General features: G+C 29.5%; 14 protein-coding genes. 1 reads left to right on the top strand and 13 read right to left on the bottom strand.

The features are described 5' to 3' along the window. Positions 1-109: 109 nt before the first annotated feature. The 10 genes from AC2TY9_RS11340 to AC2TY9_RS11295 all read right to left on the bottom strand — a co-directional run bounded on the left by AC2TY9_RS11340 (position 110) and on the right by AC2TY9_RS11295 (position 11,340). On the bottom strand, positions 110-3,679 hold the full coding sequence (locus tag AC2TY9_RS11340; protein WP_489777578.1) for a proline dehydrogenase family protein: 3,570 nt from the start codon (positions 3,677-3,679) through the stop codon (positions 110-112). Positions 3,680-3,863: 184 nt separating this feature from the next. Beyond that, entirely contained in the window at positions 3,864-4,586 is a 723-nt protein-coding gene (locus AC2TY9_RS11335; RefSeq protein WP_489777576.1) for an ABC transporter ATP-binding protein, read from the bottom strand. Next, positions 4,586-5,365, bottom strand: coding sequence for an ABC transporter ATP-binding protein (locus tag AC2TY9_RS11330; RefSeq protein ID WP_489777575.1), 780 nt, complete (start codon positions 5,363-5,365; stop codon positions 4,586-4,588). Before AC2TY9_RS11330 ends, AC2TY9_RS11335 begins: the two co-directional genes overlap by 1 nt. After that, positions 5,365-6,318 (bottom strand): branched-chain amino acid ABC transporter permease, encoded by a 954-nt coding sequence (locus tag AC2TY9_RS11325; RefSeq protein ID WP_489777573.1) that lies wholly within the window; start codon positions 6,316-6,318, stop codon positions 5,365-5,367. Before AC2TY9_RS11325 ends, AC2TY9_RS11330 begins: the two co-directional genes overlap by 1 nt. Next, positions 6,318-7,220, bottom strand: a complete 903-nt coding sequence (locus AC2TY9_RS11320) for a branched-chain amino acid ABC transporter permease (protein WP_489777572.1) — start codon at positions 7,218-7,220, stop codon at positions 6,318-6,320. The genes AC2TY9_RS11325 and AC2TY9_RS11320 overlap by 1 nt, the downstream gene beginning before the upstream one ends. Positions 7,221-7,238: 18 nt before the next feature. Further along, positions 7,239-8,366 (bottom strand): branched-chain amino acid ABC transporter substrate-binding protein, encoded by a 1,128-nt coding sequence (locus AC2TY9_RS11315; protein ID WP_489777570.1) that lies wholly within the window; start codon positions 8,364-8,366, stop codon positions 7,239-7,241. A gap of 23 nt (positions 8,367-8,389) precedes the next feature. Next, a complete protein-coding gene (locus AC2TY9_RS11310) occupies positions 8,390-9,052 on the bottom strand; it encodes a hypothetical protein (protein WP_489777569.1) in 663 nt (220 codons plus the stop codon). Further along, the gene (locus AC2TY9_RS11305; RefSeq protein ID WP_489777568.1) at positions 9,049-9,282 is read right to left on the bottom strand and encodes a hypothetical protein; all 234 of its coding nucleotides are present in this window, start codon (positions 9,280-9,282) and stop codon (positions 9,049-9,051) included. Before AC2TY9_RS11305 ends, AC2TY9_RS11310 begins: the two co-directional genes overlap by 4 nt. A 193-nt stretch (positions 9,283-9,475) precedes the next feature. Then, positions 9,476-10,357 carry a DMT family transporter gene (locus tag AC2TY9_RS11300; protein ID WP_489777567.1) on the bottom strand — a complete coding sequence of 294 codons (882 nt, stop codon included), beginning with the start codon at positions 10,355-10,357 and terminating at the stop codon, positions 9,476-9,478. A 38-nt stretch (positions 10,358-10,395) separates the two neighbouring features. Then, complete coding sequence (locus AC2TY9_RS11295; protein ID WP_489777566.1) at positions 10,396-11,340, bottom strand: hypothetical protein; 945 nt, start codon at positions 11,338-11,340, stop codon at positions 10,396-10,398. Between the two features lie 120 nt (positions 11,341-11,460). Between AC2TY9_RS11295 and AC2TY9_RS11290 the strand changes: the two genes are divergently transcribed. After that, positions 11,461-12,126, top strand: coding sequence for a rhodanese-like domain-containing protein (locus AC2TY9_RS11290; protein WP_489777565.1), 666 nt, complete (start codon positions 11,461-11,463; stop codon positions 12,124-12,126). 6 nt (positions 12,127-12,132) lie between these two features. On the opposite strand, the gene AC2TY9_RS11285 is transcribed toward AC2TY9_RS11290, so the two are convergent. The 3 genes from AC2TY9_RS11285 to AC2TY9_RS11275 all read right to left on the bottom strand — a co-directional run bounded on the left by AC2TY9_RS11285 (position 12,133) and on the right by AC2TY9_RS11275 (position 14,782). Then, on the bottom strand, positions 12,133-13,290 hold the full coding sequence (locus tag AC2TY9_RS11285) for an HD domain-containing phosphohydrolase (RefSeq protein ID WP_489777564.1): 1,158 nt from the start codon (positions 13,288-13,290) through the stop codon (positions 12,133-12,135). A gap of 70 nt (positions 13,291-13,360) precedes the next feature. Next, positions 13,361-14,149: an alpha/beta fold hydrolase gene (locus AC2TY9_RS11280; protein ID WP_489777563.1), complete on the bottom strand. Its 789-nt coding sequence runs from the start codon at positions 14,147-14,149 to the stop codon at positions 13,361-13,363. Positions 14,150-14,344: 195 nt separating this feature from the next. Next, a complete protein-coding gene (locus tag AC2TY9_RS11275; RefSeq protein WP_489777562.1) occupies positions 14,345-14,782 on the bottom strand; it encodes a DsrE family protein in 438 nt (145 codons plus the stop codon). Positions 14,783-14,793 lie beyond the last annotated feature (11 nt).

Here is a 14,793-nt window from a genome sequence, read left to right as displayed (position 1 = left end):
GATGCCTGTTCTTTATTGTTAAAGAATGATAACAATAAAAAGTGTCTAAAAAGTAGTGAAATGAGATTTTTTTCAAAAAATGCTATGATTTTCATCATAGCATTTTAGTTTATTCAATTCCTCTTGCTCCAATATTTCCATATCTATGGTATGAATGTGATATTGATTGCTCTATGAAGTAGTTTAATAGTTCTAATCTCCCTTCCATCATAGGTTTAGCTCGTACTATAAATGTAGCAGTTTTTGAGGCTTCTTTAAATACAGATCCTGGTACTTTGTTTATATCAGAATATATAACTCTATCATATTGTGCTAAACCTTCAGCAAATGAGTTATCATCTTGTACAATCATTGAATCTCTAGCTGTTAATAATATATCTTTTGCTTGTTCTAAAAAGTTTTTTACTTCATCATTATTATTTATTGAAACTTTAAAATGAACTCCAGATACTCTAGCAGCTAAAATTCTTGAAACAGCTTCAAAAATAGTATCATCATTTGACACTCTGATTAATACATTTTTTAGTGGTATATATCTAAAATGGTTATCTTCACCTCTAACATTACAATAATCTTTCTCTTGAGAGAATTCATTTTCATAATTTTCATAATATGATTGTAAAGCAACAGATAACTTTTCAATATCCTCTTTATTTGCACTTTTACAAGAATCAATAAATCTTGTAAGATCAGTATTATATTTTTTTGAAACTTTTGGTTTTGAAGTTTCTGTAAAGTCTACGAACTGAGTAATATAATTGAAAATACCTACTTTTCTACCTGCACCAATAGCAGATTTACCCATTCCACCAAATGGTTGTCTAAGTACAATTGCTCCTGTTGTTCCTCTATTTACATAAAGATTTCCAGCTTTAAGATTTGATTTCCAGTATTTAATTTCTCTTTCATCAAGTGATTCAATTCCAGAAGTTAATCCATATCCAGTTGAGTTTACAATTTCAACAGCATGTTTTAAATCTCTTGCTTTTATAACAGCAAGTACAGGTCCAAATAACTCATTCATATGAATAAAGTTACCCTCATCAACTCCCCACTTAATAGAAGGTTTTAGCATATATTCATTATCATCTACATATGAAGGTTTTAATGCCCATTCTTCGTTACCTTCTAAAGATTCAAGTGCTTTTTTAAGATTTCCAGAAACTGGATTTGCTAATGTACCAATTCTATTTCCAAAATCCCAAACAGAGCCTACATTCATAGATTTTGCTGTATCAACTAATGCCTTTTTAAATGCCGGATCATTATAAACTTCCTCTTCAAGTACTAAAAGTGAAGTAGCTGAACATTTTTGACCTGAGTTATTAAATGCACTTAAACATACATTTTTAATAGCTTGTTCTCTATCAGCCATACTTGTTACGATAGTTGCATCTTTCCCACCTGTCTCAGCAGTTAATAATAAATCTGATCTTGTTTCCAACATTTTATATGCAGTATCTTCACCACCAGTTAAAATAACATAGTCAACATCTTTATTTGCTATTAAGTGCTCACCTGCAAGTGCTCCAGGACAAGGTACAAATTGAAGTACATTTTTTGAAATTCCAGCATCCCAGAAACATTTACACATTTCATAAGCAGTAAGTGCTGCTACAGATGCAGGTTTAATAATTACAGTGTTACCAGCAGCTAAAGTTGAAGCTACTCCACCTAAAGGGATGGCAACAGGAAAGTTCCAAGGTGGTACAACTACACCTACACCTTTTCCACTAAACTCTAAGTTTCCAAAATTCCCCCAGTAATCATCAGCTGAGTGTGCATAAAACTCGATAAAATCAACTGCTTCAGATACTTCAACATCCGTCTCAGTAAAGATTTTACCAACTTCAGCAGCTGCAACACCAATAAGGTCATCTCTTCTTTCTCGCACTTTTATAGCTGCTTGCTTTAATAGTGCATGTCTCTCTTTATGAGTTTTTGATCTCCAGCCATCAACATCAGCTTTTGCAACTTCCACAGCTTTTTTGATATCCTCAGCAGTTGCATTTGCAAATTTACCAGCAAGTACACCATCTTTAACTTGAGACTTGTCAATAGCTTCTATTACTTTTCTATCTCCAACTAAATCTTCTCCACCAATTACGACAGGTGTAACTTGATGCTCAGTATCTTTTGAGAATTTCCATTTTTCAATAATACCTCTTGCCCACTCTTGGTTTTGTGGAAGTATAAAATCTGTATCAGCTTCTGCGTGATACTCACCTAAATCATAAGATGAACCATTGAAATTATCCCATTTTTCAGTAAGTCTATTTTGTATTCTTTTTGCACCTACAAATGAAGTTTTTTCATTCTCAAAAGATTTTAAGAATAAATCTTTTTGCATATTCCAATCTTTAGACCCAACTGTAAGACCAAATGAATACCTAATAAAATTATTTACACCAGTATTTTCATCTAATCTTCTAACTAAGTATGCAATAGCATTTGTAAATTGCTCTTTTGAAGCTGTTGGAGCATAAAGAATAGGATTTTTAGTACTCTCTTTAATTGCAAGCCTTGCAGATTCACTCATACCTTCAAGCATCTCCATAGTATGGTAGTTACTTGTACCGTTCTGTTTAGCTAGTTCAATTGCAAATGCTTGTTCAAATAAGTTGTGTGAACCTGTTCCCACATGCATATATGGTGCATTTTCTGGCTCTAATGCATATCTTACCATTCTTTTGTAATTTGAGTCAGTATCACTCTTTTCAGTATAAGTTACCATCTCCCAGTGTTTTTGAGATGCTTCTGTCTCTTCCATCTCCATATTAGCACCTTTTACAAGTCTAAACTTGATAGGAGTTCCACCAGATTCAACTCTATTTTTTGCCCATTGACATAAATCTTTTTGAACTAGGAATGAATCAGGAATATAAGCTTGAAGTACAATTCCCGCATAGAAGTCTTTAAACTGTGGCAAGTCTAAAGTTCTTTTAAATACTTCAACTGTGATATCTAAATCTCTATACTCTTCCATATCAAGGTTGATAAATTTATTTGATTTAGTACCATCTGGTGCAATATATGGATATTTTTGCGCTTGCTCATAAATTCTAGTTAATTTTTTAACTAATGTTTGAATAGTTCCTTCAAAATTTAATGGATTAATTTGAGAATAGATAGTTGAAATCTTAATAGAAATATAATCAATATTTGGATTTTCTAAAGCTTTAAGATATTTTTCAATTCTCTCTTCTGCTTCTTCTTCTCCTAGAACTACTTCTCCAATTAGGTTAATATTAACTCTAGTTCCCTCATTTTTTCTCATCACCAGGTGTTCATTAAATGGCTTATCCTCACCTTTAAGAACTACTGTTCTTGAATCTTCTCTAATTTGGTTAACAAACATTGGAACAGATAATGCTGGGAAATATTTTCCGATATTTTGGAACATCCATAATAGCATTCTATCTTTTGTTGTAAAGAAATGAGCCATTCCATGTTTTTCTAATAAAAAGCAAATTTGATCTGCCACCCTAGCTAGATTTTCCACTCTAAATGATTGATCCATTAACTCAATTAAAAGAGCTTTATCTTTTGGGTGATCTAACATTTTATTCATTTTTACATAGAATTCTCTATCAAAATCACTTACTAGTTGTGTTGCTCTATTTTGCCATTTTTCTGCTAACTTTATTGATGAATCTATTATTATTTGTTCATTTTTCATTTATTGTCCTTAAAAATTTATTGTTTTTTTAAATTAGTTTTAAGCAGCTTTAGAACACACATTTAAAATGTGCTCAAAAGACTAGTGACTGCTAAACATAGTCACTTTCCTGCTTTAATTAAGGATTTTCTGGCCTTTATGTAAATCTTGCACTTTTGATTGTAATCTACGTTTATGTCTCATATTAATGTTTTTTACCCAAATATGCTTCTTGAATTGTCTCAGAGTTTAATAACTCTTCAGAAGTTCCTTCATGTGTGATTTTTCCTACTTCAAGAACATACGCTCTATCAGCAAGTTTAAGTGCTGCTTTTGCATTTTGCTCAACTAATAAAACAGTTACTCCACTTTGAGCAATCTCTTTTACAGCTTTGAAAATTGCTTTTATTAAAATAGGTGCAAGACCCAATGATGGCTCATCCAAAATCAAAAGTTTTGGTTTGGACATAATTGCTCTTCCAATTGCTAGCATCTGTTGCTCACCACCTGAAAGAGTTCCTGCTAATTGTTTTCTTCTCTCTTTTAATCTTGGTAGAATGTCATAAATCCATTGCAATGTCTCTTTATCGTGACCTTTTAATGTATATGCACCCATCATAAGATTTTCTTCTACTGTTAAAGTACCAAATACCCTTCTTCCTTCTGGAGAATGAGACATACCAAGGCTAACTATATCATGGGCTTCAGATTTTGTAATATCATTTTTATCAAAGATGATATGTCCTGATTTTGCCTTTAAAAGTCCTGATATAGTTCTTAGTGTTGTAGTTTTTCCTGCACCATTTGCACCTAAGATTGTTACAACTTCGCCTCTTCTTACATTTAAAGATATCCCTTTAATTGCTGAAATGGCACCATAACTTACCTCTAAGTCTTTAATATCTAATAATATTTCATGATCTACCATTACAACTCCTCATCTTCATCATCGCTACCAATGTAAGCTTCAATAACCCTTGGGTCATCTTGAACAAAACTAGGTTCACCTTGAGAAATCTCTTTACCAAAGTTAATTACTGTGATATAGTCAGTTAAGTTCATAACCATCTCCATATCATGCTCAATCATCATAATTCCAATGTCTAGTTTAGAAATACTTCTAATGATTTCAGTTAACTCTTTAGTTTCATTTTCATTAAGACCTGCAGCTGGTTCATCTAAAATAAGTAACTCAGGGTTTGCTGCTAAAGCTCTTGCCATCTCAACTTTTCTTTGGTTACCGTATGATAAATCACCTGTTGGAGTAGTTGAATATTTTGAAAGATTAAAAAATTCCATTAACTCACCAACTTTTTCCCAAGCTTGTTTTTCATCTTTTTTATAAAAAGGTGTGTGAATAATTGCGTGATACCATTTTTGTTTTGACTTTGTATGATATCCAGCCATAATATTTTCAGCTACACTCATCTCTTTAAAAAGTCTAATATTTTGAAATGTTCTTAAAACTCCCATTTGGGCTATTTTATGTGGTTGCATTCCCGTAATATTTTTACCTTTGTACTTAATAGTTCCCTCTTCAGGGGTATAAATACCAGTAACACAGTTAAATAAAGTTGTTTTACCTGCTCCATTGGGACCTATTATTCCATATATTTGTCCAGGTTTTACCTTGATAGTTAAATCATCAATTGCAACTAAACCATGGAAAAATTTAGATACATTTTCTATTTCTAAAACATAGTCCATTATTTAGCCTCCTTATTTGGTCTTAAGAATTTTGGGATATTCCCAAAAGTTGCTGGCCAAACTCCATTTGGTCTAAGTACCATAGTTAAAACCATCGCTGCACCAAAAATTAAATATCTTGATTCTTTAAACTCTGTAAATAACTCTGGTAATACAAACATTACAAATGTACCAATTATTACACCTGGAAGTGATGCTGAACCACCAACAAGTACAATAGCAAAGAACATTACTGATTGCATAAAACTGAATGATTCAGGTGATACTGCTGAATATTGAATTGCAAATACAGAACCTGCAACACCTGCAATAGCTGCACCTAAAGCAAAAGCAAATAATTTATAATATGGAACGTTTATTCCCATAGATTTTGCTGCAATTTCATCTTTATTTATGTAATATAAGGCTCTACCGTATCTTGATGTATCAAGATTTCTAATAATTAAAAGCGTTAAAATCAATAAACCAAATGCCATATAATATATTGCAGTATCAGAAAATAGTTCATATCCGAAGATTCTAACTACGTCAATCCCAAAAATACCATTTGGACCACCAGTTAATCCACCAGGATCATTTGATAATACTTGCTCAAAAATGATATTAAATCCAATTGTTGCAACTAAAAGATAATCTCCCCTTAAGTGAATAATAGGACCTGCTAATAAAATAGCAACAATAGCTGGTACTATAATAGCAAAGGGAATAGTTGCAATAATCTCAAATCCAAAATGAATGTTTAAAATGGCTGTCGTATAAGCTCCAATACCAAAGAAAATAGCATGACCCATATTAAATACACCAGCACGACCAAGAATAATATCTTGTGAAAATGCAACAATTGCAAATACTAGAAATGTAATACCAATTGATAACCATGCTGAATCAACTAAAAACGGAAAAATAGCCATTACTGCTATAAAAATACCAGCGATTAATGTTGTTTTATTCATTATACTTTCTCCGCCGTTTTTTCACCAAGAATACCTGTTGGTCTTACAATTAAAATTACAATAAGTAGAATAAAAGTAAAAGTCTCAGCCCATTCTGAAGAGATATACCCAGCAATAAGGGCATTAAACAATCCTAGTAAAAGGCCACCAATCATTGCTCCTGGAATATTTCCAATACCACCAATAATAGCTGCAATAAATGCATTTAAACCATAAAGCCATCCCATATCAAAGGTTAATGCTCTATAATAAAGTCCAATAAAAAGACCACCTATTGCTCCAAGCATAGAACCAATTATAAAAATAGTCATAACTACTCTATTTACATTGATACCCATTAATTTAGCTGCATCTTGATCAATTGAGGTTGCACGAATTGCAGTACCTATCTTTGTTTTATTGATAAAGAAATATAAAGCTACCATTAAAACTGCTGATAAAACTAAAATACAAACTTGAGTAAATGTAATAATAACACCACCGATATCCCAAGTTGTACTTGGTAATAAATCAGCTGGAAAAATCTGCATATTTGGTCCCCAAATTAGCATAATACCATTTTGAATAACCAATGCTGCACCTAAAGCTGAAACCACAGCACTTAATCTTGGTGCCGTTCTTAAAGGCCTGTAAGCTAGACGCTCAAGAAGAACACCTACAAAAGCCACTATAATTGCTGTTAGTAAAAAGATTATAATCACATTTATAAAAGAAGCAGCACTTGCTCCAAATAGTTGTGAAAAAATAGTAAGCCCAACATAAGCAGAAAAGGCAACAAGGTCACCGTGTGCGAAGTTAATTAACTTCATCACACCGTAAACCATTGTATAACCTAAAGCTACCAATGCATATAAACTTCCTATAGTTAACCCATTAATTAGCTGTTGAAGAAAAATATCCATCTAGTCTCTCTTTATTTATTATTTGTTATAAGATACTTTATAACTTCCGTCTTCTTGAATCTCATACACCATTAACGATGCTCCAACTCTTTCTCCATCTTCTCTAATATTAAATGGTCCAGTAATACCTGGGAAATCTTTCATAGATCTAACATAATCTGAGATTTTTTTAGTATCAAAAGAGTTTGTTTTTTCAACACCTTCAATAACTGCTCTTAATCCATCTGCATTAACAACTGCCCAAATTGAAGGTGGTTTCATGTTGAATCTATCTTCATAAGCTTTTAAATACTTTTTAGCAGTTTCATATGGTAATAACTCTGGAGTTGGTACATTTACTAAATATACACCCTCAGCTGATTTACCAGCAAGTTTTAAGAAGTCTGGGTTGTCATTTGAATCCCCACCAACAAAATCAGCTTTAATTCCTAATTGTTGTTGCTGAACTCTAATAAGTCCACCATCAGTATAATATCCTGAATAATAAATTACATCTGGCTTTAAAGCTTTGATTTTAGTCAAAATAGCTGTAAAGTTTTGAGAACCAGATTTAACTTTTCCTCTAAATGCAACTTTTGCACCAATTTTTTCAATTGAATCAACAACAGAGTTTGCTAAACCATCTGAATATGAAGAGTAATCAGAAAGAACTACAATATTTTTATACTTTTTAACATTTACAAAATAATCAGCAGTGAATTCACCTTGAGCTGAATTTGGAAATGAATTTCTAAAGAAAGTCCAATATTTTCTTTTAATTAAAGAATCACTTGTACCATCAGAAGTTTGTAGTACTTTATTTCTATAATAAGTCGTTTGTGCAGCTTCAGTAGCTCCTGAAGTATAAGAACCAATTACAGCAAATACACCTTCATTTACTAATTTTTTAGCACATACTGCTGCTTTTTGAGCTTTTGCTTCATCATCACAAGTAACAACTTCTATTTGTTTACCTAAAAGTCCACCCTCTTTGTTTTTTTCGTCAACAATAAGTCTAACAAAGTTATCAATTCCTTGACCTTCATTTGCATATTTACCTGTAATAGGTGCTTGTACACCTATTTTAACTGTATCTGCTGCTACCATTGATGTTGCAACTGCTGCGCTAAGTGCTAATGCACTAGCAAGTTTTTTTATCTCAATCATTTATACTCCTTAAAATAATAAATCTAATTAAAAGTAGGTTCTATAATATAACAACCCACACACCACTCACCGATGTTTTCTATTGTATTTATATTTCCTCCTTTAAAATTAGATTTTAAATTTTTATATTGTGATACTATTTCATCAAAAGATTCAATAATCTCATCTACTCTTTTAATTGCCTTTTTTCTAGCGCTACTTGATATATCTAAATAAAATGCAAATACGCCATAATCTAAAGTTGAGTCCTCTTTTTTAGTACGGTTTATCATTTTACATATTTTATCCACTTCATTTTTATACTCTTCCGAAGCATTTCTAACACCATTATTTAAACTCAAAATAACTCTTGAAATTGAATCATTGTCAGTTTTATGCTCAAACCTCTCATCTAAAGTTAAACTTATTACATCTTGAGTTAAACCTTTTTCATTCATAAAAGATTTAAAAGCTGTTCGATCTGGTAATGAACATCTTAAAATATCTGCAACTGAGGCATCAATAAAAATCTCAGGTGCATTGTCTAATTTCCCAATCTCTTGTGCAACATGAATTGTTAAAAACTTTGGTGGAGCATATGATAAAAACAATTCATCAGTTGTCCAAAAACCATAGTTTTTTCTTGCTTCTTTTATCCCTAAAAGTATACAATCAATTATATTTTCTTTTGATGGAAAGATATTCATTTTGATCCTATATAGTTTTCATCAACTTCTTCTAATATACCACTTTCAAAAAGTATATCTTCTATAAGTCTATTTTTTGAAATATTTATTTGCTCAGATAAAATAATTAATGCATCATCGAGTTTTTTATCGATTTTAATTGTCAATTGAGAAATTTCTTTTTTCTCTTTTTTTGCATGTCTAGATATAACATTTTTTATTACTGTTCTACTATTTTTTATTTTTGCCAAACTAAAATTCCTATAATAAATTTTTAGTATTACTAAAAGTAGTACTAAATTTTCATTATCTATTATTTCACAGTGAATTTTAAATGAAACTTAAAAAAAATGCTATTTTTGTGTAATTTTTAATCATTTTTATAAGAATTTTACTAAATGCTATGCTGTTGCTATTTTGAATAATTATTCATAAAAATAATGATTAATTAGGACTTTTCTTTTTAGTTTGAATTATTAGTCCAAAAATTATAAAGCAAAGTCCAAAAAGAGTAGAAATATAAATTTGCTCATCTAAAATAAAGTAAATAAAAATTAAAGATATAAATGGAGATATAAAAATCAAATTTGCTATTTTTGATGTATTATTTGTTGTTTGCATTGCTTTTAACCAAAACAAAAAGGTAATACCCATTTCAAATAAGCCTACATAAATAGCACCAAATAATCCATTTATATTTGTAATTTCAAAACTATCAGTTAAAAGTACATAAATAAATATCATTGGCAAGGCAAATAAAAAGTTACAAAATAAGCTTACTAGAGGATCTGCTTTAGATTTTGTATTAAAAATCCAATATAAAGACCAAAGAATTGTACTTAATAATGCTAAAAATACACCATCTAAATTTGAAAAATTTAAAGAAAAAGGTTCCCCTTTTGTGGAGATAATCAATACTCCAAAATAACAAATTATTCCTGCAATTATATCACTAAGTTTTAATTTTTGTTTTAAAAATGGTACAGAAAGAAAAGCTAACATTAAGGCCCAAGTGTAATTTATAGCTTGAGCTTCTTGAGCAGGTAATAAGTCATAGGCTTTAAATAAAACAAGATAATATAAAAATGGATTTATAGCACCTAATATCAAAACAAGTAAAGTATTGTTTTTAATATAATCAAAGATTAAATAAAGTTTTTTTTGTATTAATAAAACAAATAGCAAAATAAGTAGTGAGGACAATGATGCAAAAAAGACAAGTTGTTCAGGACTTAAATACTTTAATGAGTATTTAAATGCAGTTGCAACAGTTGACCATAGAAAAACAGAAATTAATGCATATTTATACGCAACATCTTTTATCATATATAATTTCCTCTAAAAAAGAGAAAATTGTATCATAATTAAATTATGTGAATTTGAATTCTACCTTTTTTATCTTCATCAAATATGATTCCCATTTCATTGTAAAAGTTATCAATTAAAAAAGCTAGATTCCTATATATGTTTAAATTGATGAATCCATGGGGATAAACTTGATGTATACTAGCTAATTCATGTTTTAATAATGACCAAAACTCTTTAAAGTGTGATGACTCTATTTTTAGATCAATCTCATCATCAAGTTCTGCTAATGTAATTTGCATTCCATTTAAATAACCAATTAAATATGAGGCTGTTTTTAAAAGTGTTTCAATTTGTGCAATAGAGTTTTCAACTAGGTCTTCTCTTTTGTTATTTATTTTATATGCCATTAAAGATGTTTTTATATCTTGCTGCGATAAATAAATTTTTTCAAGTAAAGTAATAGCAAGCAATTTTGGATATTGAGTAACTAAGGCACTTTGTGAAGAGATAAAATTTGCAATATATTCACTCCAACAAGTCTCTGCTATTGGAAATATGATTGAGTCTTTACCTTTGTAGGTTTTAGTTTTCATTAATTGTTTGAAAACATCAATTTTTTTATTGTTATCATGAATATGTGCAAACTCATGATTTAAGACATGCAAGGCATTTTTATACACTTGTTCATCTTTTTTATAGGTAATACTTTTTGCAAAATTAGATTTCATTACTAATACTAATTCAAAATCGTCATCTTTTGGAACTGTTAAAACAACCGCATAAGTGTCTTTATTTGCTCTATAGTTGTTTTCAAAACCCTTTTTACTTGATTGAGTAATGCTATCAACATCCCTTTGAAAATTAGAAGTTATAACAATTTTTGATAATCTTCTAAAATCTAGATAAGAAAATTGTTTAATTATATCTTTTAATGAATCTACAACTTTTAATGAAGTATTATCATTTAAACCGTTAATTTTTATATTTATATTATTGTACATAATGGTCACCTCTAATATAATTATAAAATAGTTTTTTATTTTCTTCTTAATGAAGTAGTTTTATATAAGAAGTTTAAGTTATTTTATATAAACTTAAAGTTTAGTTAAAAAGGAGTAATTATGAAAATTTTTTTATTTATAATTTTATTGTTTAGTTTTTCATTTTCTTATGCTTATGATTTAAAAAATGTAGGTGTTGAGATTGAGAGTAATGAAAAAACTATTACAATCAAAAGAATAGAGAATGAGGAGTGCCTTTTAGTAAATGGAGGCGACCCTGAAAACTTATTTTCTGGGAACTATGCAAAAGAGGGTTTACCTGAAGCTTGTGTTAAAAAGTTTCTTACAACAATGGGGAAAATAACTCCAATGAAAATCAATGACAAAATTGAAACTATTGGGGAACTTGAGGTTATAAAGTTTATCGAAAAGTCACAAACAAACAAACATATGCTTTTGATCGATTCAAGATTACCTGATTGGTTTTTACAATTTACAATTCCAACTGCTGAAAATATCCCATTTATATATTTTGATAAAAGTCAATATCCAGATGCCTTTTATGATGCATTAGAGATGATTGGAGTAAAAGAGATTTCAGAAAATAAATATGATTTTTCAAAGGCTAAGGAGTTAGTTCTATTTTGTAATGGTGCTTGGTGTCCACAATCAAGTTTTGCAATTGAAAACTTAATAAAACTTGGGTTTCCTCAAGAAAAGATTAAATGGTACAGAGGTGGAATATATTCTTGGAAACTTTTAAATTTAACAACAGTTGCGGAGTAATTTAATTTACCCCAGCTGTTTATTTACATCTTGAACAATAGTTTTATCTAAAGTGCCCTCTTCTGCTAAGTCTATCATGATAGTAATAGCTTCTTGGTGATTATGTTTATCACGATAAGACTTTTTTGTTGTAAGTGCTTGATAAACGTTTAAAACAGCCATAAGTCTGTCTTTTAAACTTAAATCTTTACCTGAAAGTTTGTATGGGTAACCTTGTCCATCAACTCTTTCTTGAGCTCTTGATGCCCAATTTGAAATATCATTAAAACCCATTAGATTTGCTAAAATCTTTTTTGTATAATAAGGGTAAGTTTTCATAATCTCAAACTCGTTTTCATTTAGATTCCCAGGTTTTGTCAAGATTCTACTTGGAATTGCTAATTTTCCAATATTATATAATGATGCTGCAATTAAAAATGTTTGTTTATCTTTATGTTCAAAATTATAAAAATCTGCCATTTTTGAACATTTATCTAGTATATTTTCATTCTCTTCATTTAAAATTGTAAAAATAGAAGTGATTTCTAAAACCTCTTCGAATGTTGGTTCTATTGTAAAATCATATAAAGTAGAAAAGATATGAAAAAGTATATCGTTTTCATTTTGAATATCAATCCAAAAATCAACTGTTGATGATACATCTAAAAACATATCAGAGATATCTTTTGAAAAAAGCTTATCTTCATTTTTTTCAATAAAACTTTTGATATTTTTCTTTAATTGAACATTTTCATCTAAAAAATCAAAATTAGTATCTACAATATGCGCAAATGAGATAATTTGTGATAAAAATGGGATTTCATTTTCTTCTAAACCAAAAAAAGAGGAACCATCGTAGTGTTCTTGATGATATTTTAATACATCATCGTACTTACATAAAAATGGTAATTTTTCAGCTAAGTTCTGTGCTAATTCAAAATACTCTTTATTATATTCATTAATCTTTTTTAATGCTACATTATGAAGTAAACAATAAGCACATAAATCTGCCATTTCTCGTGGGCTCAATTGAAATTTTTCACCTAATTTTAAAGAAATAAAAGCAATTCTTCTGGAGTGATTCTTTTTTGTATTTTTTAAATCTTTTTCAACTAAATCTAAGACCAAAGATATTGATAATAAAAAATTATTTAAATTAAACTGTAACTGTTTTTTCTTGTTCATAAATTATCCGTAATTATTTTATAGACACAATGCTACAATATAAACCATTAAAAGTTGAAGAGAAGTAGTTTTACTCTTCTTCAACCATTTCAACTATAGCTTCAATAGATCTATCTGTCATATCTAAATCCAAATGTGCTGCACCCTCAACCTTTACAAGTTTTGCATTTAAACCATTCTTTTTAGCAACTTCAAAAAAATCAGTAGTTACTTTTGGTTTTGAGATTTTATCTTCTGTTCCATAGATAAATAGATATTTTGTATTTTTATCTGCATTTTCAATTACATCATTGAAAGATACTAGATTTTTCCCTTTATTTTCAGTTTTTGTAACATAACCTCCACCTGCTAATGCTATATTTTGAATCAGTCCAGGTTTTAATCCAGTTAAAGTTGCTCCCATTCTTGCACCTGCACTATGACCAACATATGTTACAGTTATAGCTTCATACTTTTGTTTTAAGGCATCTACTAATTTACCTAAAAATAAAATATACTCTTTATTTGAAGAAAGATTCTTTACTCCCTCATGGGCTAAAGCTTGAAAATTGTTTGTTGATGAATTTGAATATCCAGGAAGAGCTACAGCTATTGTAGTTAAATCTGTAATCATATTCATATTTTCTGCAAAGGGTGCATATCTACCTAGTGTGTTTGTCCCCTCATCCCAAGTTCCATGAACAATAATCATAATATGATCATTTGAATCTCCTTCAAAGGTTCTTGTTTCAATACATTCCCCACCTGCAAAGATGAAATCTTCGCCTAATGAATCACAATTATCTTGAGAGATTTTTTTTGCGTTTAAACTTAATGAAACTAAAAAAATAGACATAAAAATTAACACTTTTTTTAACATAATATACTCCTTTTTGTAATTATAATAATTTATTAGATTTTACTTATTTATACAATAAAGAAATGATGCTAAAACATAAAAGTAAGTTATAGTGAAGTTATGTTCAAATGTAATATTTAATTGAATTTTTAAAAGTAGAAATAAATTGAGTTTTTAATCTTTTAAAGTAAAAAAAAAGAGGGTTATCCCTCTTTTTTAATAGGCGATTATTCCTACATAACCACCAATTTGTCTTTCAATAACTTCTACTATTCCTGCTTGAACATAAGAAACATCTTCAATAAAATCATCTTCAGTCCATTTCATAGTTTCCATAGTATTTCTACATACAATAAATTCTACGTCATATTCCATTAAAGACTTTATTCTTGTTAATGCTTTTTCATCATAATCTTTCATTAATGCTCTAACACCATTCCCATAAGCAATTACGACTACCTTTAGACTCTCTTCTGGGTATTCTTTTAAAATATTATAAATTGTACTTAAATTATGATCTACTTTTTTTAAATCTGAATCATACAATTGTATTGCTACTTTTCTCGGGCTGTCAAATGTTGGTTGTGGGTCGTTAAAAGTTGATTCGGCAAAACTAAATACAGTTAATAATATAACTATTAAAAAACTTTTCATCTATATCCTTT

This window comes from Arcobacter sp. ISO1 (assembly GCF_058105185.1).
Note: the sequence above shows the minus strand (reverse complement) of the source record. Positions and strands in the feature narration are given on the sequence as shown.

Bases quoted from the DNA above. Each gene is read 5' to 3' on its own strand.
- AC2TY9_RS11340 (WP_489777578.1), bottom strand. From the start codon at position 3,679: ATGAAAAATGAACAAATAATAATAGATTCATCAATAAAGTTAGCAGAA.
- AC2TY9_RS11335 (WP_489777576.1), bottom strand. From the start codon at position 4,586: ATGGTAGATCATGAAATATTATTAGATATTAAAGACTTAGAGGTAAGT.
- AC2TY9_RS11330 (WP_489777575.1), bottom strand. From the start codon at position 5,365: ATGGACTATGTTTTAGAAATAGAAAATGTATCTAAATTTTTCCATGGT.
- AC2TY9_RS11325 (WP_489777573.1), bottom strand. From the start codon at position 6,318: ATGAATAAAACAACATTAATCGCTGGTATTTTTATAGCAGTAATGGCT.
- AC2TY9_RS11320 (WP_489777572.1), bottom strand. From the start codon at position 7,220: ATGGATATTTTTCTTCAACAGCTAATTAATGGGTTAACTATAGGAAGT.
- AC2TY9_RS11315 (WP_489777570.1), bottom strand. From the start codon at position 8,366: ATGATTGAGATAAAAAAACTTGCTAGTGCATTAGCACTTAGCGCAGCA.
- AC2TY9_RS11310 (WP_489777569.1), bottom strand. From the start codon at position 9,052: ATGAATATCTTTCCATCAAAAGAAAATATAATTGATTGTATACTTTTA.
- AC2TY9_RS11300 (WP_489777567.1), bottom strand. From the start codon at position 10,357: ATGATAAAAGATGTTGCGTATAAATATGCATTAATTTCTGTTTTTCTA.
- AC2TY9_RS11295 (WP_489777566.1), bottom strand. From the start codon at position 11,340: ATGTACAATAATATAAATATAAAAATTAACGGTTTAAATGATAATACT.
- AC2TY9_RS11290 (WP_489777565.1), top strand. From the start codon at position 11,461: ATGAAAATTTTTTTATTTATAATTTTATTGTTTAGTTTTTCATTTTCT.
- AC2TY9_RS11285 (WP_489777564.1), bottom strand. From the start codon at position 13,290: ATGAACAAGAAAAAACAGTTACAGTTTAATTTAAATAATTTTTTATTA.
- AC2TY9_RS11280 (WP_489777563.1), bottom strand. From the start codon at position 14,149: ATGTTAAAAAAAGTGTTAATTTTTATGTCTATTTTTTTAGTTTCATTA.
- AC2TY9_RS11275 (WP_489777562.1), bottom strand. From the start codon at position 14,782: ATGAAAAGTTTTTTAATAGTTATATTATTAACTGTATTTAGTTTTGCC.